The following is a 24633-nucleotide window of genomic DNA, read 5'->3' as shown; positions in this document are numbered from 1 at the left end:
ACAGCACCCACGTCGACTTCCTCCCACCCCCGCTGCGCTACTCCTCGGTAAGACTACGGCGCGGGCCATCGGGCCGTCGTACGGAGCAGTCGCCGCACGCCCGAACGGCCGGAAGTGGCCGACTCCGCGAGGCGGGCCGGGGGTGGCCTCGACGCACAGGAGCGCCCCCGGTCACCGCGGACCGGGGGCGCTCCTGGCGTCGTGCGTGCGGGGTTACGCGGCGACCGCCACGCGCTCCGGCTCGTTCTCGCGCACCTCGACGTCGTCGACCGGGGAGGCCGAGGCCGAGTTGTACGCGTCGTGGTCGAGGATCTTCTCGCGGGCCGAGACGATCACCGGGACGAGCGCCTGACCTGCAACGTTCGTTGCCGTCCGCATCATGTCCAGGATCGGGTCGATGGCCATCAGCAGGCCGACGCCCTCCAGCGGGAGGCCCAGCGTCGACAGCGTCAGGGTCAGCATGACCGTGGCGCCGGTGAGACCGGCGGTGGCCGCCGAGCCGATCACCGAGACGAACGCGATGAGGATGTAGTCACCGACACCCAACTGCACGTCGAAGATCTGCGCGATGAAGATCGCGGCGAGTGCCGGGTAGATCGCGGCGCAGCCGTCCATCTTGGTCGTCGCGCCGAACGGGACCGCGAAGGAGGCGTACTCCTTCGGGACGCCGAGGCGCTCGGTGACCTTCTGGGTGACCGGCATCGTGCCGACCGAGGAGCGGGAGACGAAGGCCAGCTGGATCGCGGGCCAGGCGCCCTTGAAGAACTGGATCGGGCTGACCTTGGCGACGGTGGCGAGCAGCAGCGGGTAGACGCCGAACATCACCAGGGCGCAGCCGATGTAGACGTCGGCGGTGAAGGTCGCGTACTTGCCGATCAGGTCCCAGCCGTAGTCGGCGATCGCGTAGCCGATGAGGCCGACGGTGCCGAGGGGGGCGAGGCGGATGACCCACCACAGGGCCTTCTGGAGGAGCTCCAGGATGGACTCGCTGAGGGTGAGGATCGGCTGGGCCTTCTCGCCGAGCTTCAGTGCGGCGATGCCGGCGACGGCGGCCATGAAGACGATCTGCAGGACGTTCAGCTCGGTGAACGGCGTGATCACGTTGTCCGGGATGATGCCGGTCAGGAAGTCGAGCCAGGAGCCCGCGTGCTCGGGGGCCTTGCCGTCCTTCGGCGTGAGGCCGGTGCCGGAGCCCGGGTTGGTGATCAGGCCGATCGCGAGGCCGATGGCGACCGCGATCAGTGAGGTGATCATGAACCAGAGCAGCGTGCGGGTGGCCAGCCGGGCGGCGTTGTTGACCTTGCGCAGGTTGGTGATCGACACCAGGATCGCGAAGAAGACGAGGGGCGCGACGGCCAGCTTCAGCAGCTGGACGAAGATGTGGCCGACCTTGTCGAGCGTGGTGTAGAGCCACTCGATGTCGTAGCTGCGGGTGAGCCAGCCGAGCAGGACGCCGAGGACGAGACCGGCGACGATCTGGGCCCAGAACGGGACCTTGGGTATGCGGAAACCGGAGCCGGAGGGCTCGTCGGTGGTGGCGGACGCGGGATTCGCGGACACGGACACACTCCAGATGTGACGCATCGGGACGCACGGGGACGGTGCGGGGGACGGGGGTGCGGCGCCCGCGTCAGGGGCGGCGCCGCTGCATGATGCCGGTATCAGACGTTGCGGCAACAGACCGCGGACATACAGCGGCAGAGATCGACATGCAGGCGCTCCACGAGCGGGATGCTCGCGGCAGGTCGGAGGCGCACAGCTGTCTTCATGTCGAACACGTTAACACTTGAACTTTGAGAACCTCAAAGGTCTTCTTTGGGCTCTCCCGGCCCTCCGATACGGGCCGGGCGGCCCGTGTTCCCGTGCGGGGAACGCGAAAACCCCAGTACAGGAGCCGTCGCTCCGGTGCTGGGGTTTCGAGAAGAAGAGGGGTGAGTGTGAGGAAGCTTACAAATTCCCTACGCGGCCCTCACCGAATCACTACTGGGTGACGCTGTCCTCGCGGGTGCGGTTCGCTTCGAGGCGGGCCTTGGCGCGGTCGACCGAGGACACGATCTGCTCGGACATCTCGTCGCGCTGCTTGCGCAGGAGTACGTAGCTGAGCGGCGCGGAGAGCACCAGCGCGAGCAGGACGACCCAGATGACGTTGGATCCTCCGGCGCCGGAGGGGAGGAGCCCGAAGTTGACGGCGATGGCGGCGACGACGAGGCAGCCGACGAAGATGCTGAGACGCATCGCGGTGTACCGGATCGTTGCGCTCGGCTTGGCAGCGGACACAGCTGGCCTTCTCTCTACGTGCGACAGTCCTGCCCGACCAGTGAAGCATGCCCCGTAATCGATCAGTTCGGAGGGCCGGGATCGGCGCGTGCCGGGCGGTCCCGCGGGGCGGGTTCAGCCGAGCGGGAGCAGCATGATGATGTCGTCGCGGTCGTCGCCTTCGGCCACCCGGATCGCGTCCGGCACCCGGCCGACCTCCTTGTATCCGCAGGCGGCGTAGAAGCGGTCGGCGCCGGTGCCGCCGCGGCAGGTGAGCCGGACGGCCTCGATGCCGTCGATGCCGCGCGCGGCGTCGGCGGCCGCGGCCATCAGGTCCCGGCCGTAGCCGCGGCCCTGGTGGCGGGGGTGGACCATCACGGTGTAGAGCCAGAGCCAGTGCGTCATCAGGCGGTGGGAGTTGAGGGCGAGGAAGGCCGTGGCCGCGACGGCGCCGTCCTCGTCGTAGCCGACGAGCAGCCGGGTCCGGCCCTCGGCGATGGCCACGAGGTGCTTGACCAGCTCGGGCCGGATGTCGTCGGCGGTGACGGGCGGCACGAAGCCCACGGCGCCGCCGGCGTTGGACACGTCGGTCCACAGCGCGACCACGCCGTCCCGGACGGAGCGGTCGAATGCGGGGTCCAGTTCAAATGTAAGCGCCATGGACGCAGATTAACCATTACTCATCGTCGGCTCAACCGGCGTCCGGAACGCGAGAAAGCTCCGGCCGGGGACGGCGGCCGGAGCTTTCGTGGAGCGCTTTTCGTGGAGCTGTACAGCGCTGCGCGCGCCGCGGGGCGCGCGCCGGGTCAGACCCGCATCGGCTGCGGCGACTCGCGCCGCTCCGCGTCCGGGCCCGGGTACTCGCGGATGATCTCGTACCGGGTGTTGCGCTCCACGGGCCGGAAGCCCGCGTCGCGGATCAGGTCCAGCAGATCCTCACGGCCGAGCTTGTTCGGCGTGCCGTAGTTGTCCGCGTCGTGCGTGATCTTGTACTCGACGACCGAGCCGTCCATGTCGTCCGCGCCGTGCTGCAGCGCGAGCTGGGCGGTCTGCACGCCGTGCATCACCCAGAAGACCTTGACGTGCGGGACGTTGTCGAAGAGCAGCCGGGAGACCGCGAAGGTCTTCAGCGCCTCGGCGCCGGTCGCCATCGTCGTGCGCGCCTGGAGCTTGTTGCGGACCTTGCCGTCCTTCATGTCCACGAAGTCGTGCTGGTAGCGCAGCGGGATGAAGACCTGGAAGCCGCCGGTCTCGTCCTGGAGCTCACGCAGCCGCAGCACGTGGTCGACGCGGTGACGGGGCTCCTCGATGTGCCCGTACAGCATCGTCGCCGGGGTCTTGAGACCCTTCTCGTGCGCGAGCCGGTGGATGCGCGACCAGTCCTCCCAGTGGGTGGCGTGGTCGACGATGTGCTGGCGGACCTCCCAGTCGAAGATCTCCGCACCGCCGCCGGTCAGCGACTCCAGACCGGCCTCGATGAGCTCGTCGAGGATCTCGGAGGCGGAGAGCCCGGAGATGGTCTCGAAGTGGTGGATCTCGGTGGCGGTGAACGCCTTGAGGGAGACCTCGGGCAGCGCTTCCTTGAGCGCGCTCAGCGAGCGCGGGTAGTAGCGCCACGGCAGGGTGGGGTGCAGCCCGTTGACGATGTGCAGCTCGGTGAGGCTCTCGCCCTCCATCGCCTTCGCGAGGCGGACGGCCTCCTCGATGCGCATCGTGTACGCGTCCTTCTCCCCCGGCTTGCGCTGGAAGGAGCAGTACGCGCACGAGGCGGTGCACACGTTGGTCATGTTGAGGTGACGGTTGACGTTGAAGTGGACGACGTCGCCGTTCTTGCGCGTACGCACCTCATGGGCCAGTCCGCCCAGCCAGGCCAGGTCGTCGGACTCGTAGAGCGCGATCCCGTCCTCGCGGGACAGCCGCTCGCCGTCCCGGACCTTCTGCTCCAGCTCGCGCTTGAGTCCCGCGTCCACTAGGGCGCCTCCCATTTTCTCTCCGTAACAGACTCAGATCACCGTACGCCTAGCTCTCTTCGGGGAGGTCTCCGACCCGGTTCTCCCACTTGGTGGAGAGCACGATCGTGGTGCGCGTGCGCGAGACGCCCTTGGTGCCGCTGAGCCGGCGGATGGTCTTCTCCAGGCCGTCCACGTCGCCGACCCGGACCTTGAGCATGTACGAGTCGTCGCCCGCGATGAACCAGGCGTCCTCGATCTCGGCGAGGTCCTTCAGCCGGCGGGCCACGTCCTCGTGGTCGGCGGCGTCCGAGAGCGAGATGCCGATGAGGGCCGTGACCCCGAGGCCGAGCGAGGCCGCGTCGACGGTGGCGCGGTAGCCGGTGATGACACCGGCGGTTTCCAGCCGGTTGATGCGGTCGGTGACGCTGGGCCCGGAGAGCCCCACGAGCCGTCCCAGCTCGGCGTACGAGGCCCTGCCGTTCTCCCTGAGGGCCTGGATGAGCTGCCTGTCCACCGCGTCCATGTGACTGAAACCTTCCATTGTTCAGCAGTATCGCGAGTCTACGTGTAGAATCTAAGGCGTGCAGGCTTGAACGCCTGCAAATCTTTCCGAACTTCCAAAAAATGCTTTCGAATCTTCAGGAGTGGATACACCGTGTACACGATCGAGATGGCCTACGCCCGGATGCGCGAGCTGCAGGACCTGGCCAACCGCTCGCGTGCCCACCAGCCGGCCGCGGCCCACCGGGTCGACAAGACCCGTAACCCGCGCACCCCCAAGTAGCACCGGCCCCGGCCGGTTCAGCCGCGGGAGCCACCACCGAGCTCCCCCTCCCAGCGGCGGTACAGCCGGTGCGGCACCCCTGCCGCGTCCAGCACCCGCCCCGCGACGAAATCCACCAGATCCTGGATGTGCGTCGCACCCGCGTAGAACGCCGGAGAGGCGGGCAGCACGACCGCGCCCGCCTCGTCCAGGGTCACCAGATGCTTCAGCGTCTGACCGTTCAGCGGCGTCTCGCGCACCGCGACGACCAGCTTCCGCCGCTCCTTGAGCGTCACGCTCGCGGCCCGCTGCAGCAGGTCCTTCGAGAGCCCCAGCGCCACCCCGGCCACGCACGCCGTCGACGCCGGCACGATCAGCATCCCCTTCGCCGGGTACGACCCCGAGGACGGACCCGCGGCCAGATCGCCGGCCGCCCAGTGCCGCACGCCGGACACGTCCACGTCGAAGGTGTGCGGCTTCCCGTCCGCCCCCCGCGCCAGCCAGCCGGCCAGGTCCTCCTGCCAGTGCGCGTCGCGGAACGCGATCCCCGTCTCGTCCAGCAGCGTGAGGCGCGAGGCCCGGCTCACCACCAGATCGACGCTCTCCCCCGCGGCCAGCAGACCGCGCAGGACGGCAGCGGCGAATGGGGTGCCCGAAGCGCCCGAAACCCCGACAATCCAAGGCTGTCGCCGCTGCTGACTCACTGAAGTCCCGGAATCCACACCCCCGAGCCTATCCGGCAGCCCGTACCACCGACGCGTCAGGAGTTCCGGACCGTCGCGGGTGCTACACCGTCAGGCCCCGCACCAGCAGGTCCAGCAGCGCGCACGCGAACAGTGCGATCCCGATGAACCCGTTGACCTGGAAGAACGCCCGGTTGAGCCTTGAGAGATCGTGCGGCCGCACCACCCGGTGCTCGTACACGAAGGCCACCGCGACGATCACCATGCCGATCCAGTAGAAGAGCCCGGCCTCCGTGGCCAGACCGAACCAGACCAGCAGGCCCGTCGTCACCGCGTGGCAGACCCGCGCCCCCCACAGCGCCGCCGGCACCCCGAAGCGCGCCGGGACGGACAGCACCCCGTGGGCGCGGTCGGCCTGCACGTCCTGGCAGGCGAAGATCAGGTCGAAGCCGCCGATCCAGACGCCGACGGCAAGACCCAGGATCACCGCGTCCCACGACCAGCTGCCGGTCACGGCCAGCCAGGCGCCGATCGGGCCCATGGCCTGGGCGATGCCCAGGATGGCGTGCGGGTAGTTCGTGAACCGCTTGCCGTACGGGTAGACGACCATCGGGATCACGGCGACCGGGGCCAGCGCCAGACAGAGCGGGTTCAGCAGGGCCGCGGCCCCGAGGAACACGACGACGGCGACGAGCGCCCCCGTCCACGCCGACTTCACCGACACCGCACCGGTCACCAGCTCACGGCCCGCGGTGCGCGGATTGCGGGCGTCGATCTCCCGGTCGATGATCCGGTTCGCGGCCATGGCGAACGTCCGCAGCCCGACCATCGCGATCGTGACGAGCAGCAGCGTGCCCCAGTGGATGCTCTCGTCCACCCGGAACATCGCGGTCAGGGCGGCGATGTAGGCGAAGGGCAGCGCGAAGACCGAGTGCTCGATCATCACGAGCCGCAGGAACGCCTTGACCTTGCTGTTCGGTTGCGCGGGCCCGGAGCCCAGGGTCGCTTCGGCGGCGCTCACAGTCCGTATTCCTTCCAGCGGCGGTCGACCTTCGCCGCCGTGTCCGGGTCGGACTCGACCATGTCCGGCCAGCCCCCGTCCCGGGTGTAGCCCTCCTCGGGCCACTTCTTCGTCGCGTCGATGCCCGCCTTGCCGCCCCAGAACTGCTGGTAGGAGGCATGGTCGAGATGGTCGACGGGCCCCTCGGCGACGGTGAGGTCGCGCGCGTAGTCGGTGTTGCCGAGGGCCCGCCAGGACACCTCGTGCAGATCGTGGACGTCGCAGTCGGAGTCCACGACGACGATCAGCTTGGTCAGCGACATCATGTGCGCGCCCCAGATGGCGCTCATCACCTTCTGGGCGTGCTTCGGGTACTTCTTGTCGATCGAGACGATCGCGCAGTTGTGGAAACCGCCGGACTCGGGCAGGTGGTAGTCCACGATGTCCGGCACGATGATCTTGAGCAGGGGCAGGAAGAACCGCTCGGTGGCCCGCCCCAGCGGCCCGTCCTCGGTCGGCGGCCGGCCCACCACGATCGACTGGAGCAGCGGGCGCTTGCGCATGGTCACGCAGTCGATGGTCAGCGCGGGGAACGGTTCCTGCGGGGTGTAGAACCCGGTGTGGTCGCCGAACGGCCCCTCGGGGAGCATCTCCCCCGGCTCCAGCCAGCCCTCGATGACGACCTCGGCGTTGGCCGGGACCTGGAGCGGCACGGTCTTGCAGTCGACCATCTCGATGCGCTTGCCCTGGATGAAGCCGGCGAAGAGGTACTCGTCGATGTCCCCGGGCAGCGGCGCGGTGGAGGCGTACGTGACCGCGGGCGGCGCCCCGAAGGCGATGGCGACCGGCAGCCGCTCGCCGCGCTTGGCGGCGACCTGGTAGTGGTTGCGGCTGTCCTTGTGGATCTGCCAGTGCATCCCGATGGTGCGGCGGTCGTGGCGCTGGAGGCGGTAGAGCCCGAGGTTGCGGACGCCGGTCTCGGGGTGCTTGGTGTGCGTGAGGCCGAGGTTGAAGAACGAGCCGCCGTCCTTGGGCCAGGTGAACAGCGCGGGCAGCCGGTCCAGGTCCACGTCGTCGCCGGTGAGGACGACCTCCTGGACGGGGGCGTTCTCGCTCTTCACCTTCTTCGGCGGTACGTGCACCATCGTGCCGAGTTTGCCGAAGGCCTCCCGGACGCCGACGAAGCCGTGCGGCAGCTCCGGCTTGAGCAGTCCGCCGATCTTGTCGCTGATCTCGGCGTAGGACTTCAGCCCGAGCGCCTTGAGGAGCCGCTTGTCGGTCCCGAAGACGTTCATGGCCAGGGGCATCGAGGACCCCTTGACGTTCTCGAAGAGCAGCGCGGGACCGCCGGCCTTGTTGACCCGGTCGACGATCTCACCGACCTCCAGGTAGGGGTCGACCTCGGCCTTGATGCGCTTGAGCTCGCCCTCGCGCTCCAGAGCCCGGAGGAGGGATCGAAGATCGTCGTAAGCCATGCCGTCCAGTATCGGCCACCCGCTACCCTGGGCCCGTCACCGGGGCGGGACATTGCCCCGCCAACTCTCCTCTGGGGGACTTTTCCACCATGCTCCGGGCCCTGATCTATCTCCTGCCTCTGGCGCTGACGATCTTCGCGTTCATCGACTGTCTGAACACCCCGGAGGACGAGGCCAAGCACCTGCCGAAGATCGCCTGGGTCTTCATCATCCTGCTCTTCTGGATCGTCGGCCCGATCGTGTGGCTGGCCGCGGGCAAGGTGCGCCAGGCGCCCGCCGGAGGCCGTACGCCCTCCGAATGGCATCGCGGCCACCGGCAGCAGTGGGTGGCGCCGGACGACAATCCCGACTTCCTCAAGTCGCTGAAGGACGAGAACCAGAAGGACGAGGCCGTCCTCAAGGACTGGGAGGCGGACCTGCGCCGCCGCGAGGACGAGCTGAAGCGGCGCGAGGGCGGGCCGGAGGAGTCGGCCCCGCCGGCTTCCTGACCGGTCGGCCCGTTCCGGGCCGGATCACGCGCGGAGCGCCGCGTCACGCGTAGAGCAGCTGCCCCAGCCGGTTGAGCAGGGGCAGCAGGGCGGTGCGCTCCTCCGGGGTGAGCGCTTCGAGTGCGCCGTGCACGGCGCGCATCTCGGCGCGGAGGGTGTGGGCGAGCTCGGTGCCCTCGGGGGTGCGGCTCGCGACCTTGGAGCGGCGGTCGCCGGGGGCCGGGGTGCGGCGGACCAGGCCGCGGGCCTCCATGCGGCCGACGAGGCCGGTGGCGTTGGAGGCGTCGCAGACCAGGTGGGCGGCGAGCGCGCTCATCGGCATGGGCGCGTTGAGTGCGATGAGCGCGCGGGCCTGCGAGGTCGACAGGCCATGACGGGCGGCGACGGCGGTGAGGTCGTCGTGGTGGCCGCGGACGACGACGGCGAGCGGCTCCAGGAGGTCGTCCGGGGTCGGCACGGGTCGATCGTCCGGAGCAGTGGCGGCGCGGGGCGTCGGTTCGGTGGTCATGGTCGGCCATTCTTCGATCGGCATCCGCCGACATTTATTTGACTTGCTCAACTTCTGGCAGTTACATGAAGTGAGTTGCTTGAGCATATCAAGCTTCGGGCCCGGCGCACATGCCGAGCAGCGCATCACGCGCACCGCATCACGTACACCGCATCACGCGCACCGCATTCCGCGCACCGCGTCCCGCCGTCCGCAGGGAGTACCCCCATGCCCTCCGTCCTGTTCGTTCTCACCGGCGCCGACCACTGGACCCTCGACGACGGCACCGCCCACCCCACCGGCTTCTGGGCCGAGGAGCTGGCGGCACCGCACCGGGTCTTCACCGAGGCCGGGTACGCCGTCACCCTCGCCACTCCCGGCGGCGTCACCCCCACCGTCGACGCGGGCAGCCTGACCGCCGCCGCCAACGGCGGCCAGGAGCAGGCCGACGCCGTCGCCGCGTACCTCGGCACGATCGGCCCCGAGCTCCGCACCCCGGCCCGGCTGGAGGACATCCGCCCGGACCGCTACGACGCCGTGTTCTACCCGGGCGGCCACGGCCCCATGGAGGACCTGGCCGTCAGCGAGCTCTCCGGGCGACTGCTGACCACCGCGCTCGACTCCGGTACGCACCTCGGCGTGCTCTGCCACGCGCCGGCCGCCCTGCTCGCCGCCCGGCGCGAGGACGGTTCCTGGCCCTTCGCCGGCTACCGCATGACCGGCTTCAGCAACGCCGAGGAGTCCATCGGCGGCCTCGCCGACAAGGCGCCCTGGCTGCTGGAGGACCGGCTGGTCCAGCTGGGCGCCGACTACACGGCCGCCGCCCCCTTCGCCCCGCACACCGTCACCGACCGCACCCTGCACACCGGCCAGAACCCGGCCTCCTCCGAGCAGCTGGCCCGCGAGATCGTCGCCGCGCTGGCCCCCGTCGAGACCCCGGCCGAGACCGTCGACCGGCTGCGCGCCACCTTCCGTACCGGCCGCACCAAGAGCCTCGACTGGCGCACCGGACAGCTCCGGCAGCTGCGCTCGCTGCTCACCGAGCACGGGGACGAGCTCGCCGACGCGCTCCACGCCGACCTCGGCAAGAGCCGCAAGGAGGCGTACCGCACCGAGATCGACTTCACGATCCGCGAGATCGACCACACGCTGGAGCGCCTGGCCGACTGGCTGCGCCCCGAGCCCGCCCCCGTGCCGGCCTCGCTCGGCGGGGCGACGGCGCACACCGTGCAGGACCCGCTCGGCGTCGTCCTGGTCATCGCGCCCTGGAACTACCCGGCGCAGCTGCTGCTCGCCCCGGTCGTCGGCGCGCTGGCCGGGGGCAACGCGGTGGTGGTCAAGCCGAGCGAGATGGCGCCCGCGACCTCAGCCGCCGTCGCCCGGCTGCTGCCGCGCTTCCTGGACACGGACGCGGTCGCCGTCGTGGAGGGGGGCGTCCCCGAGACCACCGCTCTGCTCGCGGAGCACTTCGACCACATCTTCTACACCGGCAACGGCACGGTGGGCCGCATCGTGATGGCCGCCGCGGCGAAGAACCTCACCCCGGTCACGCTCGAACTGGGCGGCAAGTCACCCGTGTTCGTGGACCGGGACACGGACCTCGGGGCGGTCGCGGGCCGGCTGGCGGCCGGCAAGTTCCTGAACGCGGGCCAGACGTGCGTCGCCCCCGACTACGTGCTGACCGACCCGGAGACCGCCCCCGCTCTCGCGGACGCGCTCGCCGCCGCGGTCGAGGGGCTGTACGGGGCGGACGCCTCGGCCCACCCCGAGTACGGCCGGATCGTGAACCGCCGCCACTTCGACCGGCTCACCGGGCTGCTCGGCTCGGGCCGCACGGTGACCGGCGGGACGTACGACCGGGACAGCAAGTACATCGCCCCGACCGTGCTGGCCGACGTGGCTCCGGACGCGCCCGTGATGCGGGAGGAGATCTTCGGCCCGGTGCTCCCGATCGTGACGGTCGGCGGGCTGGACGAGGCGATCGCGTTCATCAACGACCGCGACAAGCCGCTGGCGCTGTACGCGTTCACCGAATCGGACTCGGTACGCGAGCGGCTGATCGCCGAGACCTCGTCGGGCGCGGTCGGCATCGGGCTGCCGCTGGCCCATCTCACCGTCTCCGACCTGCCGTTCGGCGGCGTCGGCGAGAGCGGGATGGGGAACTACCACGGCCGGTACTCGCTGGAGACGTTCAGCCACCGCAAGGCGGTCCTGGACACCCCGATGCCCTCATGAGCGCGGCCGGCCGGGACGCCGCATGGCTGGCCACCGCCCTCGACGAGGCCCGGACCTCGCTCGCCGGGGGCGGCATCCCGATCGGCGCCGCGCTCTACGGTGCGGACGGCGTGCTGCTCGGGCGCGGCCACAACCGCCGGGTGCAGGACGGCGATCCGTCCGTGCACGCGGAGACGGCCGCGTTCCGGGCGGCCGGGCGGCAGCGCTCGTACCGCGGCACGACGATGGTGACGACCCTGTCCCCGTGCTGGTACTGCTCCGGTCTGGTGCGGCAGTTCGGGATCTCGCGGGTGGTGATCGGCGAGGCCGAGACCTTCCACGGCGGGCACGACTGGCTGGCCCGGCACGGCGTGGAGATCGTGCTGCTCGACGACGAGGCCTGTACGGAGCTCATGCGCGGTTTCGTACGGGAGCACCCCGCACTGTGGAACGAGGACATCGGCGAGGACATCGGCGAGGGCTGAGCCGCTCCTTGTCCCGTACCTCCCACGGCCCGCCGGCGTCGATCGTTCGAAAATCTTCACTCGCCTCCAACACCCTGCCGATATCCTGATGTTGACGGTGTGACAGACCGGGGCGGGCGTCGGCGCTGGGGGTGCTGTGGAACGAGAGCTGTACGGGCGCGAGGCGATCTTCGGGGACGACGGACTTGCGGCGCGCCTGACCGGCCTCACTCCGCACGGCTCCCGCCGGATCGTCTGCGAACACGACGACGATCCGCCCGTCGCGGTCCTGACCGGCGGCCGCGGCATGGGCAAGACCGCCGTGCTGAAGCAACTGCGCCATCTGTACCGGGAGATCACCCCGATCGCCCTGGTGGACTGCGAGGCCGTACAGCCGCCCGCGGACCCCGGACCGGGCTGGACGCCGGTGACCGGGGTGCTGCCGGAGCTCGCCACCCAGCTCACGGCCCGGGTGCACGCCGCCCGCCCGGTGCCCTTCCCCCGGCTGAGCCTCGGCCTGGTGGCGGTCGCCTCGGTGTCCTGGCGGCGGGAGGACGAATCGCGGGCCCAGCGCGATCTGCAGTCGCTCGGCCCGGTGCTGGCCACGGTCGACACCCGCGGCGACGCCGCGACGGGCTGGGTCACCAAGGTGCTGACGAAACTGGCGGCGGGGGCCTTCGACTCGGTGGCGCCGATGGCCGGCATGGTCGCGGAGGCGACCGTGGAGACGGTGCTGGAGGAGACGTTCAACCGGTTCCAGCGGCGGGCCGCGGACTGGTACGGGACGTATCCGCACGCCGGCGGCAACGGCCGCATCGGGCTGCGGCAGCTCGCGGTCGACTTCGAGCGGGGCGGTGACCTGCGCCGCCGCGCCGAGGACCATCTGGTGCTGGCCCTGGTCGCCGACCTGGTGCGGGCCTACCGCGGGATGGCCCGCGGCGCCCGGCGCGGCCGCCGCCCGGTGCTGCTCCTCGACAACGCGCACACCCCCCTGGGCCGGCAGCTGGTCGAGCCGCTGCTGCGGCAGCGCGCGGCCGGGGCCCGGGACCAGATCGCGGTCTTCGCGACCTCCCGCATCCATGACCACACCGGCCTGAGCCACGCGGTACGCCGCCGGCTGCCGGAGGTGGCGCACGCCTCGCACTGGGCACGGGGCACCGAGATCACCTCGGGAATCCTCGCCGTCGGCCTCACCCCGCTGGACGCGGGCCATGTCCGGTCAGCGCTCGACCGGCACGACCCGCGCGGCCGCACCCCCGCCGGGCTGGCGCGCGGGGTGCACCGGCTGACGGGCGGCCGCCCGCTCGGGGTGGCGCTGCTGGCGCAAGCGGCGGGCGAGGCGGACGCGCCGGGCACCCTGGTCCCCGGTGCGCTGCTGGACTGCACGGTGGAGGTCCGGGAGGACCGGCCGCCGGTCCGGGTCGCCGGGGAACTGCTGGAGCGGCTGCTGCCCGGGCAGCGCCCGGACGTGCTGAGCGTGCTGGCCGCCGCGCACGGCGAGGAGTCGGCCCGGCTGCTGGCCACGACCCGGCTGCGCGGGGCCTCGCTGGACGGCGATGTGGCGCTGCGGGTGCGTGACGCGCTGCGCTCGGAGGACTGGCCGGTGGGGCCGGACCACTTCGTCGCCGATCCGCTGCTGCGGGCGCTGCTGCTGCACCGGCTGCGGTTCCAGGACGACGATCCGCCGTACTACGCGGTGTGGCGGGCGGTGCACGAGACGCTGCGTTCGGCGTACGCCACCGGGGGCGCCTGCCCGAGCGAGCCGCACCGGCTGCACCAGGAGCTGGTGCTGGGCAGGACGGAGGACTGCGTGACGCATCTGCGGGTGCGGTTCGCCCTCCCCGGCGTACCGGCCTGGCTCGACGCGCTGCGGTTCATCGCCTCGGCTCCCTTCCCCCGCCCGCCCGGCAGCACCGGACCCGATCCGCGGCGGGCCGTCGCGCTGGGCCGGGAGGCGGCGTCGGACGAGGAGCGGGACGCGCTCACCGGGCTGGACGAGCGGGCCGCCGAACTCCATTTGCAGCTGCGGCGGTTGCTCCACGCCGTCTGGCTGCTCTCCGATCCGCTGGCCCTGCCGGACGAAGAGGTGATCGACAAGATGGCGCACGAACTGCGGCAGTTGTCCGGCCGGCACCCGACGGGGCACGCGGTGCTCTGGGACGCGGCGACGCACTGGCCGCGCGATCTGCGGGAATGGCGGGAGCTGTCCATGCCACCGGGAGCCCCGGGCCCGGACGGCTCCGGTGCTCCGGGGGGCGGTGGTCCGGATGCGTAATCCGCTGCGGTACCGCGTGTGGTGGACGACCCGGCAGAAGATCGTCACCTCCGTCGTCGTGGGCGCCCTGCTGGTCACGTCCGTCTGGTACGGCGTGGGCCGGCTCACCGCCCCCGAGGACCGCTCCTGCGCGGCGGGAGTCAGCCGCCCGCAGGACAGCGACGAGTGCATCGGGGTGTCCGGTGACGGCTACGACTTCGAACAGCCGCAGCTGACCTCGGTGGCCGCGGCGATCGGCCGGGAGAACCGCTCGCTCAAGGCGGGCGGGTACGCGACCGTGGCACTGCTGCTCCCGCTGACCTCGACCGACACGTCCATGCGGACGAAGGTCCTGCACGAACTCCAGGGCGCGTTCGCCGCGCAGTACCGGGCCAACCACCACGCCAACGGACAGGTGCCGCAGATCCGGGTGGTGCTCGCCAACACCGGGAGCAACAGCCTGCAGTGGGAACCGGTGGTGGCCCGGCTGCGGACGATGACGGACGCCCCGGACCAGCTGCGCGCGGTGTCCGGGGTCGCGATCAGCAGCACGCAGAACAAGGCGGCGGTGAAGAGGCTGACCGACGCCGGGATTCCGGTCGTGGGCACCACGATCACCGCGGACGACATCGCCAACGGCCCGGCCGGCGACCCGTTCCCCGGCTTGGCCCGGGTGTCGCCGACCAACCGGGACGAGGCCCGTGCGCTGGCCTCGTTCGGCGAGGTGAAGGCGGACAGGGCGCTGCTGGTGCAGGACACCCGCAGCGGCGACCACTACACGGACACCCTGAAGTCGGCGTTCAGCACACTGCTGAAGGGGTCGAAGTACGAGCCGCAGCTGTTCACCTCGCGGAAGGACCCGTACGACGAGGGGACGACGGCCAACACCTTCGAGCAGATCACCCATCTGATCTGCGACACGGACGCGGACACGGTGTTCTTCGCCGGCCGGCACGTCCAGCTGCGCCAGTTCGTCAACGCGCTGGGCGCGCGGGGCTGCCAGAGCCGCCGGTTCACGGTGCTCACCGGGGACGAGGGCTCGTATCTGGGCGACGACAAGAAGCTCGACCGGGACGCACTGCGGCGCGAGGTGACCGTCCGCTACGCCTCCTTGGCGCACCCGGACGCCTGGCCCACCGTGGCGGCGGGGAAGAAGCAGCCGACGGGCGGTTCGGCGGCGGACTACCGGGCGTTCGTGGACCTGCTGGCCGAGGTGGGGAAGAAGCCGGCCGGCCCGGTCGGGCCGACCGCGCACGACGACCTGACCGACGGGCAGGTGATCATCGCCCATGACGCGATGACGCTGGCGGTGGCGGGCATCCGGCGGGCGACCACGGACGGCAAGGAGCTGCCGGGTCTTGAGGACGTGGGCGGCCAGTGGCCCCGGGTGAAGGGGTCGCTGCGGGTGCGGGGGGCCAGCGGCTGGATCTGCCTGGACAACCACGGCAACCCGTACAACAAGGCCGTGCCGGTGGTGGAGCTGGCGCCGGACGCGCCGCACCAGCGGTTCGCAGCGCTGGCCTGGCCGGAGGGGAAGCCGCCGGACGCGCGGTGCCTGCCGCCGTCCGCGGCGCCCTGACCGGGAGGACGACGACGGCTGCCCGCCCCCGCCGGAGCGGGGACGGGCAGCCGTGGTGTGTCCGCGGGAGGTCTCAGACGCCGGCGTAGGAGTGCTTGCCGGTGACGAAGATGTTCACGCCGTAGTAGTTGAAGATCCAGCAGCCGAAGGCGATCAGCGCCAGGTAGGCGGCCTTGCGGCCCTTCCAGCCGGCGGTGGCGCGGGCGTGCAGGTAGCAGGCGTACGCGACCCAGGTGATGAAGGACCAGACCTCCTTGGGGTCCCAGCCCCAGTAGCGGCCCCAGGCGTCGCCCGCCCAGATCGCGCCCGCGATGATCGTGAACGTCCACAGCGGGAAGACCGCTGCGTTGATCCGGTACGAGAACTTGTCGAGGCTCGACGCGGACGGCATCCGGGAGAGCACGGACTGGGCGAAGGCGCCCGGCTCCCGGCCGTTGGCGAGCTTGTTCTCGTAGCTGTCGCGGAACAGGTAGATCAGGGTGCCGATGCCGCCGATGAAGAACACGGCGCCGCAGATGATGGCGGTGGAGACGTGGATCCACAGCCAGTACGAGTGCAGCGCGGGCACCAGCTGGTCGCTGGAGGTGTAGAGGACCGTGGTCGCGAGGCCGAGGTCCAGCAGGACGGCGGTGACCAGGATCAGGCCCATCCAGCGGACGTCCTTCTTCAGGGCGAGCAGGATCAGGTACGCCCCGACCGCCACCGTGGAGAAGGTGATGGAGAACTCGTACATGTTGCCCCAGGGGGCGCGCTGCACGGACAGGGCGCGGGCGACGACCCCGCCTGCCTGGACCAGGAAGGCGAGCACGGTCATGGAGACCGCGATCCGCCCGTAGAGGTCGCCCTTGAAGGTGCCGCCCGCGGCACCTGGCCCGTCCGGCACGTCGCGCGAACCGGCCGCGGAGCGGGTGACGATCTTCGGCCGCTCCAGGACGGCGGTGCCGCCCTTCTGGGCGACCTGGACCTTCACCGCGCCGGCGGCGCTCTCGGGCGTCAGCTCGGCGGCGGTGCGGCCGACCTTGCTGCGGGAGCCGAACACCCACTCGGCGATGTGCGCGAAGAAGGCCAGGGTGTAGACGGCCATCGACGAGTAGATCAGCACATTGCTGGTGTGTGCCAGGCTCTCGTTGGTTGCGGCGGCGAGATTCACTTCTCAGCCCCTTCGGAAGGTTCTGCGGAGGACGCGGCGACGACGGGGGTGCCGGAATCCGGATCGGTGTCGGGGTCGGTGTCTGAGCCGGGCGCGGTGGGCGCGACGGCGTTGAGCGTGACCGCGAGATCGGCCAGCTCCTCGGGAAGCTTCGCGGACTCGCTGCGGCCGAGCCCTGCCATTTCGACGACGGTCACACCGTCGCCGCCGCGCACGGCCCGGATCCAGACCCGGCGCCGCTGGATGAAGAGGGAACCGGCGAGTCCGGCGATCGCGCCGATGGCCCCGGTGAGCGCCCAGCCGCTGGCGGGCTGCTCGGAGATCTGGAAGCTGGCCCACTCATGGAGCCCCTCGAAGGTGATCGAGCCGGCGCCGTCGGGCAGCTTCATCGTCTCGCCGACCAGCAGCCGCTGCTTGAGCTGCTTGCCCTTGGAGTCCTTGAACTCCTTCATCTTCGACTTGTCGAGCTGGTAGACGTTCTGCGGCAGTCCGGAGTCGACGCCGAGGGAGCCGTGGTAGCCGTTGAGCGCCAGGACCGGCATGTCGGCGGCCGGGAACTGCGAGAACATCGTGCCCTTGCCGCTGCCGGCGAAGGTCGGCACGAAGAAGGCCTGGAAGCCCAGCTGGTCCTTCTTGCCGCTCTTGTCGCGGTAGCCGTCCATCACCTTGATCGCGCCGGACGAGGTGACGTTGTTGTCGAGGGGCAGCAGCGGCACGGCGGCCTTGTAGACCTCCTTGCCCCTGCCGTCCTTGACGGAGACGACGGGCGCGTAGCCGTGGGCGTTGAGATAGACCTTGGTGCCGTCGACGACGAGGGGCTCGTTGACCTTGATGACGGACTTCTTGTCCTTGCCGTCGACGCCCTCGGAGTACGTGATGTGCGCCTCGTACGTGCGCGGCGTGCCGATCTGCGGGCCGCTGCGCTCGTACGTACCGATGAAGTCGTCGAGGGTGAAGCTGAAGGGGGCCAGCGAGTCGTTGTCGAAGAGCGAGCCGGACTTGAAGTCGTCGTACTGGGTGATCGTGTTGGAGAACCCGTCGCCCTCGACGACGAGCTTGCCGCCCTCGGACTTGAAGAGCTGTCCCCAGGCGAAGGCCACCAGCATCACGATCAGCGCGATGTGGAACATCAGGTTCCCGGCCTCGCGCAGATAGCCCTTCTCGGCGGCGACCGCGTCCCCGTCGACGTGGGCCCGGTAGCGGCGCCTGCGCATCATCTTCAGCGCGGCCTCGTGGACCTCGGCGGGCTCGGCCTCCGTGCGCCAGGTGGTGTACGCGGGCAGCCGGGTCAGGCGCCTGGGTGCGCCCGGCGGGCGGCTGCGCAGCTGGCCGACGAACGTGCCGGTGCGCGGCACGATGCAGCCGATGAGGGAGATGAACAGCAGGATGTAGATCGCGGAGAACCACACCGAGCTGTAGACGTCGAAGAACTGGAGCTTCTCGTAGATCGGCGTGACGGTGGTGTGGAGCCCCTTGAAGGTCTGCACCTTGAGCTCGTCGACGCTGTTCTGCGGGATCAGCGAGCCGGGGATGGCGCCGAGCGACAGCAGGAAGAGCAGGATCAGCGCGACCCGCATGGAGGTGAGCTGGCGCCAGAACCAGCGCGCCCAGCCGATGATCCCCATGGCGGGCAGGCCGGCCAGGGACTCCTCGCGCGGGGCGGTGGAGAGCTGGGAGCCGGCGGCGCCGAGTTCACGGGCGGTCTCCCGGTCCTGCTCCGCGCGCACCTCCCGCTCGTCGGGGCGCTCGCGCTCCTGCGGAGGGTTGGACTTGGTGTTGCTCATCGGAACTCAGATCCCCACCGTGAAGCCGTTGGACCAGCCCTGCAATTCCTGCATCATGCTGCCCCACGCGCCGGTCAGCAGGAGCAGCCCGGTCACGATCATCATGCCGCCGCCGATGCGCATGACCCAGGCGTAGTGGCGCTTGACCCAGCCGAACGCGCCGAGTGCCTTGCGGAAGGCGACGGCGGCGAGGACGAAGGGCAGACCGAGGCCGATGCAGTACGCGACGGTCAGTATCGCCCCGCGTCCGGCGGTGCCCTGGTCCATCGCCAGGATGCTCACCGAGCTCAGCGTCGGCCCGAGGCACGGCGTCCAGCCGATCCCGAAGAGCGCGCCGAGCAGCGGGGCGCCCACCAGGCCGGTCACCGGCTTCTTGTGGATGCGGAACTCGCGCTGGGTCATCCACGGCATCAGGCCCATGAAGAAGACGCCCATGAGGATCATCAGCACGCCGAGGACCTTGGTGAGCGGTCCGCTGTTCTCCTGGAGCGTGTCGCCGAAGTAGCCGAAGAGCGCACCGCCGGAGACGAACACGGCGGTGAAGCCGGCCACGAACAGCGAGGCTCCCGCGACCATGCGGCCCCGCCGGGCGTCGGCCAGGTCGGCGCCGCTGACCCCGGTGACGTAACTGAGGTAGCCGGGGACGAGCGGCAGGACGCAGGGCGAGAAGAAGGAGACGAGCCCGCCGAGCAGGGCGATGGGCAGGGCGACCAGCAGGGCTCCGCTCAGGACCGTCTCGTTCTGCGTGGCGGCGGCGAGGGTGATCACCTGATCACTTCTCCGCGATCAGCGGGTCGATCATCTTGCGCAGCTTGGTGGCGTCGAGCGCGGCCAGGGAGCGGGCGGCGATCTTGCCGTCCCGGTCGATGACGACGGTCGACGGAATGGTCTGCGGGCGGAGCGTGCCCTTGGGGAAGCGGAGCATGAGCTTCCCGGTCGGGTCGTAGAAGCTGGGGTAGGTCACCCCGAAGTCCTGCTCGAAGCTGACCGCCTGGGCCCGCTCCGGGTCCCGGGTGTTGATCCCGAGGAACTGGACGCCCTGGCCCTCGGTGTCCGCGGCGACCTCGGCGAAGTGCTTCGCCTCCGCGCGGCAGGGGCCGCACCACGAGCCCCAGGCGTTCAGGACGACGACCTTGCCCTTGTAGTCGGCGAGGTTCAGCGCCTTGCCCTCCAGGGACTTGCCGTCGAGCTTCGGAGCGGCGGCGCGCTCGCCCCTGGCCACGGTGGAGATTCCGCCACTGCCCGTGACGAAGTGCGTGTCGCCGCCACCACCGGTCTTGTTGTCCGAGCTGCACGCGGTCAGCGTGAGTGCGAGCGCGGCAGCCGCCGCGGGGGCGGCGAGCAGGGTGAAGCGGCGTCGGGATGCGCGGCCATAGCTCATGTGAAAAGTTTCGCATGGCGGTTTCGGGGATCTTGGGCACCCCCCTCGGTGCCCGTAAAGCCCGTTGTCAGGCCTGTTTAAAGAAGGTGTTCCAGCCACCGTCGGGTGCCTGACCGACCTCCAGCGTACGGAGCTTGGCAAGGACCGCCGGGTCCTGGACGTCGAGCCAGTCGACGAACTGCCGGAAGGAGACGAGGCGCACATCGGGCTTCCCCGCGATGTGCTTGAGCACGTCCTCGACGGCATCCATATAGATGCCGCCGTTCCACTCCTCGAAGTGGTTTCCGATGTAGAACGGCGCACGGTTCGTCTCGTACGCGCGCTGGAAACCGTTGATGTACGACTGGGTCGCCTGATCGCGCCAGCCCGGATACCGGGAGGGCATTCCCTTGGTCGAATTCTGCGACTGGTTGGCCAGGATGTTGTAGTCCATCGAGAGCACCTCGAAGGTGTGCCCGGGGAACGGGATGCCCTGGAGGGGCAGGTCCCAGACGTCCATCCGCTTGGTCGGCCACACCTGGGTGCCGCCGGGCGAACTGGCGTCGTAGCGCCAGCCGAGCTTCTTCGCGGTCGGCAGCAGATTGTCCTGTCCGAGCAGACAGGGGGTGCGGCCGCCGATGAGTTCCTTGCGGTAATCGAAAGGCAGCGGGTCGAGGTCGGTCCAGCCGGTGTTGGTGCGCCATTCGGTGACGAAGGAGACCGACTGATCGATTTCGCTCTGCCACTGGGAGGCCGACCAGTTGCCCACCGATCCGGAGCCGCCGCAGAAATGCCCGTTGAAGTGCGTGCCGATCTCATGGCCGTCGAGCCAGGCCTGGCGCACGTTCTTGAGCGTCTCCTTGATGTGACCGTCGGTGAGATAACCGATGTCGGAGGCGCCGATGGGGTTGTTGGGCGGGCGGTAGAGGGTTTTCTTCGATTCGGGCAGCAGATAGAGCCCGGAGAGGAAGAAGGTCATCGCCGCGTCGTGTTCCTTGGCGAGTTCCAGAAAGCGCGGGAAGAGTCCGTTGCCGACCTCGCCGGCACCGTCCCAGGAAAAGATCACGAACTGCGGCGGCTTCTGGCCGGGTTCGAGCGGCACGGGCGCGGACGGCTGGTGCGGCTGCTTCCCGGTGTCGGCGGTGGAACCGTCCCCGATGGAGCGGACGTCCTTCTTCGCGGGTTTGCCCTTGACCGCGCCGTCGGCACCCTTCTCCCCCTTGGCGGGCCCGGACCGGCCCGTATCGGACGAGCCGGACGTACTGCAGCCCGCCACCCCGATGGCGGCCGCGGCCCCAAGTCCGGCTCCGATCAAACCCCTTCGGCTGATGTCGCGCATGCCGTTCCCATCTGCGGTCGTTTTGCCTCAAGTCCATACAAACTGCCAAAGGCTTAGATGGGTGAAGCAACACGAGGGTTCCCCGAATTAGCACACAATTCTTTACGGAACCAGACCCTGGCCATGACCGAACACAAGACCGACCACAAAACCCCCGCAAAAACGGCACGCCGAAACCCCGAACGGCATAATTCCGCCCGGTTGGGTCACAAACGATCAGGAACGGTCCGGGAACACCCAGATAAAGCCCGTCGAGGGGTCCCCCATGCCCGTGAGGTCATGGGGGAGATTGAGGACAAAACGCCCACCGGGTCGCACCCGGGCCCACCACCGGCCACCCCGGGGCGGACCCGAATCCGAAGACCCCCGGCCCAGGGGCCGGCTACGCGCCGAACCCCTTGGACGCCCCCTTCACCGGCTTCGCCCCCGCCAGCAGATGCGCCGGCACCAGATCCCGCGCCGGCTCCGAGTACCCGACGGACACGATCTTGTCGCCCTGGTACGTGAAGCTGGTCAGCGAGGCCAGCGTGCACTGCCGCTTGCGCGGGTCGTGCCACAGCCGCCGCCGCTCCACGAAGCTCCGCACGATCCAGATCGGCAGCTGGTGGCTGACGCACACCGCCTCGTGACCGCGGGCCGCGTCCCGCGCCGCGTCCAGGGCGCCCATCATGCGGACGACCTGCTCGATGTACGGCTCACCCCACGACGGCCGGAACGGATTGGTGAGGTGCTTCCAGTTGTCCGGCTTGCGCAGCGCCCCGTCACCGACACCGAAGGTCTTGCCCTCGAAGACGTTGGCGGCCTCGATCAGCCGCGCGTCGGTCGCGAGGTCCAGCCCGTGCGCCTTGGCGACCGGCGTGGCCGTCTCCTGGGCCCGCTCCAGCGGGGAGGCGACGACATGCGTGATGTCGCGCTTCTCCAGGTGCTCGGCCACCCGGTCGGCCATCTGCCGGCCGAGCTCGGAGAGGTGGTAGCCGGGGCGGCGCCCGTACAGCACGCCCTCCGGGTTGTGCACCTCTCCGTGGCGCATCAGGTGGACGACGGTGATGTCCTTGCGTCCGGTGTCGCTGCTGGTCTCGCTCATGCGGTGGCCTCCGATGCGGCGCGGGCTGCGGCGGGCAGCGCGGCGGCGATCCGCTCGACGGCCCGGGTGTCGTGGGCCGTGGAGACGAACCACGACTCGAAAGCGGACGGCGGGAGGTAGACGCCCTGCGCCAGCAGCGAGTGGAAGAACGGGGTGAAGCGGAAGGACTCCTGCTGCTTGGCGTCGTCGTAGTTGCGGACGGGCCGGTCCGTGAAGAACACGGAGAACATGTTGCTCGCCGCCTGCACGGTGTGGGCGACGCCCTCCTTGTCCAGGGCCTGGCTCACCAGCCCGCGGATCTCCGCGGAGACCGCGTCGACCTTCGCGTACGCGGCGTCGTCGAGCAGGCGCAGCTGGGCGAGTCCGGCGGCGGTGGCGACCGGGTTACCGGACAGCGTGCCCGCCTGGTAGACCGGGCCGGCCGGGGCCAGGTACGCCATCACGTCGGCGCGCCCGCCGAACGCCGCGGCCGGGAAGCCGCCGCCCATGACCTTGCCGAACGTCATCAGGTCGGGCACCACCCCGTCGACGCCGAACCAGCCGGCCTTCGACGTACGGAACCCGGTCATGACCTCGTCGGAGATGTACAGCGCGCCGTTGGCGGCGCAGAGCGCCTTGAGCCCCGCGTTGAAACCGTCCAGCGGCGGCACGACGCCCATGTTGCCCGGCGACGCCTCGGTGATCACACAGGCGATCTCGCCGGGCTGCGCGGCGAAGGCGGCCCGTACGGCCTCCAGGTCGTTGTAGGGCAGCACGATCGTGTCGCCGGCCTGGGCGCCGGTGACCCCCGGCGTGTCCGGCAGACCGAAGGTCGCCACCCCGGACCCGGCGGCGGCGAGCAGCGCGTCGACGTGACCGTGGTAGCAGCCGGCGAACTTCACGATCTTCGCGCGGCCGGTGAAACCGCGGGCGAGGCGGATCGCGGACATGGTCGCCTCGGTGCCGGACGACACCAGCCGTACCTGCTCCACGGGTCCGACCCGGGCCACGATCTCCTCGGCGAGCGCGACCTCGCCCTCACCGGGCGTACCGAACGAGGTGCCGCGGGCGACGGCCTCCTGGACGGCGGCGATCACTTCGGGGTGGGAATGGCCGAGAATCATCGGCCCCCACGAGCACACGAGGTCGACATACTCACGACCGTCGGCATCAGTGAGGTACGGACCGGTGCCGGACACCATGAAGCGGGGCGTACCGCCCACGGCCCGGAAGGCACGTACCGGAGAGTTCACGCCACCGGGCGTCACGAGGGACGCGCGGTCGAAAAGCGTCTGCGAAACTGGGGCGTCATAGGGAAAGCTCACACATGCCATGGTGTCAGAGCCGCGGACGGACTTGCGGACAGGTGTTTCACCGCACGTTCGCGGGGGAGGTCACTGACACGATGATCGGGTTGCGCGGCGGGGGCTGTGTCTCCTAGTTAGTAGTCGGGTGGATGAGATATGCATCGCGGTGGCGGAGTGGGCGAAGGGACCGACGACCTGGGGCCCGAGCCTGCCCGGCGAGGTCGGCACCGGCGCGAGGCTGAGCGCAAGCAGGGCATACAGGCCGGCGGTGCGCAGGTCGGAGCCGGAAGCAGGAGTGGTGGCCGGGTGGGGGTGACCTACAAGTATTTCGGGGCACCCGACGGCGCCACTGCCGCACGCGTGCCCATTTCCATGCGCCCGGAGGAGCTCGGCGGCGACGAGCTCGGCATGGGCGGCATGTTCACCAAGATCAAGCCGGAGACGGTGGCCGCGATGGTCCTCACCGGCATACAGGGCATACCCCTGCACAAGGTCCCGCCGCTGGAGCTGGTCGTCCTGCACCCCGACTACGCGGTGGTCAAGCTCCCCATGACGGTCGTGGACCCGCTGCGCGGCGTGGGCGAGGAGTCCGTGGGCGCGGCCGCCTTCATCTGGTCGACGGTCCCGGACCGCGGCGGCCCGCGTGACGCGTTCAACGTCTACCAACTGCTGCACGAGTGGCAGGACTTCAGCCACCGCCTGCACGACGCGGGGCACCAGGCGTACTGCCTGGTCTGGCCCTGACCCCGCCCCTGGTTCTTCCCGCTCCGGTACGGGCCGGGCCCGTACCGCACCGGGCCGGCCGGGCGCGCCCGCGGGGGGCGGCACCGGTTCCACGCGAGGCCCGCACGAGGCCCGTGCGGCTCCGCCGACCAATCCGGCAGGGCGTTCGCACCGAACCACTCATGTAAGCCGACGCAATCCCGCGGCGGCACAACCGCCACGACGGTCACTCCCCGCCCACCAGGTGAGAACCATGGCACCAACCCGGCAGCTGCTCAGCCGAGACCTTCCC

At 70.2% G+C, this 24633-nt stretch carries 23 protein-coding genes and 1 pseudogene; 8 read left to right on the top strand and 16 right to left on the bottom strand.

Features of this window, described 5'->3' with window-relative positions; all coding sequences use genetic code 11:
* Positions 1-213: 213 nt before the first annotated feature.
* From OG521_22785 to OG521_22765, 5 genes are all read right to left on the bottom strand, one after another.
* On the bottom strand, positions 214-1560 hold the full coding sequence (locus tag OG521_22785; GenBank protein WUW23450.1) for a dicarboxylate/amino acid:cation symporter: 1347 nt from the start codon (positions 1558-1560) through the stop codon (positions 214-216).
* Positions 1561-1980: 420 nt separating this feature from the next.
* Complete coding sequence (locus OG521_22780; GenBank protein ID WUW23449.1) at positions 1981-2235, bottom strand: DUF4229 domain-containing protein; 255 nt, start codon at positions 2233-2235, stop codon at positions 1981-1983.
* Positions 2236-2391: 156 nt separating this feature from the next.
* On the bottom strand, positions 2392-2916 hold the full coding sequence (locus OG521_22775) for a GNAT family N-acetyltransferase (protein ID WUW23448.1): 525 nt from the start codon (positions 2914-2916) through the stop codon (positions 2392-2394).
* 146 nt (positions 2917-3062) lie between these two features.
* A complete protein-coding gene (gene mqnE, locus OG521_22770; GenBank protein WUW26769.1) occupies positions 3063-4226 on the bottom strand; it encodes an aminofutalosine synthase MqnE in 1164 nt (387 codons plus the stop codon).
* Between the two features lie 49 nt (positions 4227-4275).
* The gene (locus OG521_22765; protein WUW26768.1) at positions 4276-4731 is read right to left on the bottom strand and encodes an Lrp/AsnC family transcriptional regulator; all 456 of its coding nucleotides are present in this window, start codon (positions 4729-4731) and stop codon (positions 4276-4278) included.
* 132 nt (positions 4732-4863) lie between these two features.
* On the opposite strand from OG521_22765, the gene OG521_22760 reads away from it, so the two are divergent.
* On the top strand, positions 4864-4992 hold the full coding sequence (locus tag OG521_22760) for a hypothetical protein (protein ID WUW23447.1): 129 nt from the start codon (positions 4864-4866) through the stop codon (positions 4990-4992).
* 17 nt (positions 4993-5009) lie between these two features.
* Here OG521_22760 and OG521_22755 read toward each other — a convergent pair whose 3' ends face one another.
* The 3 genes from OG521_22755 to OG521_22745 all read right to left on the bottom strand — a co-directional run bounded on the left by OG521_22755 (position 5010) and on the right by OG521_22745 (position 8129).
* Positions 5010-5675 (bottom strand): UbiX family flavin prenyltransferase, encoded by a 666-nt coding sequence (locus OG521_22755; protein WUW26767.1) that lies wholly within the window; start codon positions 5673-5675, stop codon positions 5010-5012.
* Positions 5676-5757: 82 nt separating this feature from the next.
* Positions 5758-6675 (bottom strand): 4-hydroxybenzoate octaprenyltransferase, encoded by a 918-nt coding sequence (locus OG521_22750; protein ID WUW23446.1) that lies wholly within the window; start codon positions 6673-6675, stop codon positions 5758-5760.
* Positions 6672-8129, bottom strand: coding sequence for a menaquinone biosynthesis decarboxylase (locus OG521_22745; GenBank protein WUW23445.1), 1458 nt, complete (start codon positions 8127-8129; stop codon positions 6672-6674). The genes OG521_22750 and OG521_22745 overlap by 4 nt, the downstream gene beginning before the upstream one ends.
* A gap of 89 nt (positions 8130-8218) precedes the next feature.
* Here OG521_22745 and OG521_22740 point away from each other — a divergent pair, with 89 nt between their 5' ends.
* Entirely contained in the window at positions 8219-8617 is a 399-nt protein-coding gene (locus OG521_22740; GenBank protein ID WUW23444.1) for a PLD nuclease N-terminal domain-containing protein, read from the top strand.
* A 43-nt stretch (positions 8618-8660) separates the two neighbouring features.
* Here the strand turns inward: OG521_22740 and OG521_22735 are convergent, their stop codons facing one another.
* Positions 8661-9125: a MarR family transcriptional regulator gene (locus OG521_22735; GenBank protein ID WUW23443.1), complete on the bottom strand. Its 465-nt coding sequence runs from the start codon at positions 9123-9125 to the stop codon at positions 8661-8663.
* 207 nt (positions 9126-9332) lie between these two features.
* On the opposite strand from OG521_22735, the pseudogene OG521_22730 reads away from it, so the two are divergent.
* The 5 genes and pseudogenes from OG521_22730 to OG521_22710 all read left to right on the top strand — a co-directional run bounded on the left by OG521_22730 (position 9333) and on the right by OG521_22710 (position 15615).
* A pseudogene (locus OG521_22730) lies at positions 9333-10025 on the top strand (type 1 glutamine amidotransferase domain-containing protein).
* Positions 10011-11339, top strand: coding sequence for an aldehyde dehydrogenase family protein (locus OG521_22725; protein ID WUW26766.1), 1329 nt, complete (start codon positions 10011-10013; stop codon positions 11337-11339). Before OG521_22730 ends, OG521_22725 begins: the two are co-directional and overlap by 15 nt.
* Positions 11336-11803: a nucleoside deaminase gene (locus OG521_22720; protein WUW23442.1), complete on the top strand. Its 468-nt coding sequence runs from the start codon at positions 11336-11338 to the stop codon at positions 11801-11803. Before OG521_22725 ends, OG521_22720 begins: the two co-directional genes overlap by 4 nt.
* Positions 11804-11939: 136 nt before the next feature.
* Complete coding sequence (locus tag OG521_22715) at positions 11940-14057, top strand: hypothetical protein (GenBank protein ID WUW23441.1); 2118 nt, start codon at positions 11940-11942, stop codon at positions 14055-14057.
* Positions 14050-15615, top strand: a complete 1566-nt coding sequence (locus OG521_22710) for a hypothetical protein (GenBank protein WUW23440.1) — start codon at positions 14050-14052, stop codon at positions 15613-15615. Before OG521_22715 ends, OG521_22710 begins: the two co-directional genes overlap by 8 nt.
* A gap of 73 nt (positions 15616-15688) precedes the next feature.
* Here OG521_22710 and ccsB read toward each other — a convergent pair whose 3' ends face one another.
* The 7 genes from ccsB to hemL all read right to left on the bottom strand — a co-directional run bounded on the left by ccsB (position 15689) and on the right by hemL (position 23636).
* Positions 15689-16765 (bottom strand): c-type cytochrome biogenesis protein CcsB, encoded by a 1077-nt coding sequence (ccsB, locus tag OG521_22705; protein ID WUW23439.1) that lies wholly within the window; start codon positions 16763-16765, stop codon positions 15689-15691.
* Positions 16762-18549, bottom strand: a complete 1788-nt coding sequence (locus tag OG521_22700) for a cytochrome c biogenesis protein ResB (GenBank protein ID WUW23438.1) — start codon at positions 18547-18549, stop codon at positions 16762-16764. The genes ccsB and OG521_22700 overlap by 4 nt, the downstream gene beginning before the upstream one ends.
* Before the next feature lie 6 nt (positions 18550-18555).
* Positions 18556-19317, bottom strand: coding sequence for a cytochrome c biogenesis protein CcdA (locus OG521_22695; GenBank protein WUW23437.1), 762 nt, complete (start codon positions 19315-19317; stop codon positions 18556-18558).
* Between the two features lie 4 nt (positions 19318-19321).
* Positions 19322-19930 (bottom strand): TlpA family protein disulfide reductase, encoded by a 609-nt coding sequence (locus OG521_22690; GenBank protein WUW23436.1) that lies wholly within the window; start codon positions 19928-19930, stop codon positions 19322-19324.
* Positions 19931-19997: 67 nt separating this feature from the next.
* Entirely contained in the window at positions 19998-21248 is a 1251-nt protein-coding gene (locus OG521_22685) for a hypothetical protein (GenBank protein ID WUW23435.1), read from the bottom strand.
* 382 nt (positions 21249-21630) lie between these two features.
* Positions 21631-22332: a histidine phosphatase family protein gene (locus OG521_22680; GenBank protein ID WUW23434.1), complete on the bottom strand. Its 702-nt coding sequence runs from the start codon at positions 22330-22332 to the stop codon at positions 21631-21633.
* Entirely contained in the window at positions 22329-23636 is a 1308-nt protein-coding gene (gene hemL, locus OG521_22675) for a glutamate-1-semialdehyde 2,1-aminomutase (GenBank protein WUW23433.1), read from the bottom strand. The genes OG521_22680 and hemL overlap by 4 nt, the downstream gene beginning before the upstream one ends.
* Before the next feature lie 138 nt (positions 23637-23774).
* On the opposite strand from hemL, the gene OG521_22670 reads away from it, so the two are divergent.
* A complete protein-coding gene (locus OG521_22670) occupies positions 23775-24362 on the top strand; it encodes a hypothetical protein (protein WUW23432.1) in 588 nt (195 codons plus the stop codon).
* Positions 24363-24633 lie beyond the last annotated feature (271 nt).

This window comes from Streptomyces sp. NBC_01463 (assembly GCA_036227345.1).
GTDB lineage: Bacteria > Actinomycetota > Actinomycetes > Streptomycetales > Streptomycetaceae > Streptomyces.
This window is presented reverse-complemented; position numbering and strand designations above follow the sequence as displayed.

Excerpts from the sequence above, each read along its gene's own strand:
- OG521_22780 (WUW23449.1), bottom strand. The coding sequence starts at position 2,235 with ATGCGTCTCAGCATCTTCGTCGGCTGCCTCGTCGTCGCCGCCATCGCC.
- OG521_22775 (WUW23448.1), bottom strand. The coding sequence starts at position 2,916 with ATGGCGCTTACATTTGAACTGGACCCCGCATTCGACCGCTCCGTCCGG.
- OG521_22765 (WUW26768.1), bottom strand. The coding sequence starts at position 4,731 with ATGGACGCGGTGGACAGGCAGCTCATCCAGGCCCTCAGGGAGAACGGC.
- OG521_22745 (WUW23445.1), bottom strand. The coding sequence starts at position 8,129 with ATGGCTTACGACGATCTTCGATCCCTCCTCCGGGCTCTGGAGCGCGAG.
- OG521_22740 (WUW23444.1), top strand. The coding sequence starts at position 8,219 with ATGCTCCGGGCCCTGATCTATCTCCTGCCTCTGGCGCTGACGATCTTC.
- OG521_22735 (WUW23443.1), bottom strand. The coding sequence starts at position 9,125 with ATGACCACCGAACCGACGCCCCGCGCCGCCACTGCTCCGGACGATCGA.
- OG521_22720 (WUW23442.1), top strand. The coding sequence starts at position 11,336 with ATGAGCGCGGCCGGCCGGGACGCCGCATGGCTGGCCACCGCCCTCGAC.
- OG521_22710 (WUW23440.1), top strand. The coding sequence starts at position 14,050 with ATGCGTAATCCGCTGCGGTACCGCGTGTGGTGGACGACCCGGCAGAAG.
- OG521_22700 (WUW23438.1), bottom strand. The coding sequence starts at position 18,549 with ATGAGCAACACCAAGTCCAACCCTCCGCAGGAGCGCGAGCGCCCCGAC.
- OG521_22690 (WUW23436.1), bottom strand. The coding sequence starts at position 19,930 with ATGAGCTATGGCCGCGCATCCCGACGCCGCTTCACCCTGCTCGCCGCC.
- OG521_22685 (WUW23435.1), bottom strand. The coding sequence starts at position 21,248 with ATGCGCGACATCAGCCGAAGGGGTTTGATCGGAGCCGGACTTGGGGCC.
- OG521_22680 (WUW23434.1), bottom strand. The coding sequence starts at position 22,332 with ATGAGCGAGACCAGCAGCGACACCGGACGCAAGGACATCACCGTCGTC.
- OG521_22670 (WUW23432.1), top strand. The coding sequence starts at position 23,775 with ATGCATCGCGGTGGCGGAGTGGGCGAAGGGACCGACGACCTGGGGCCC.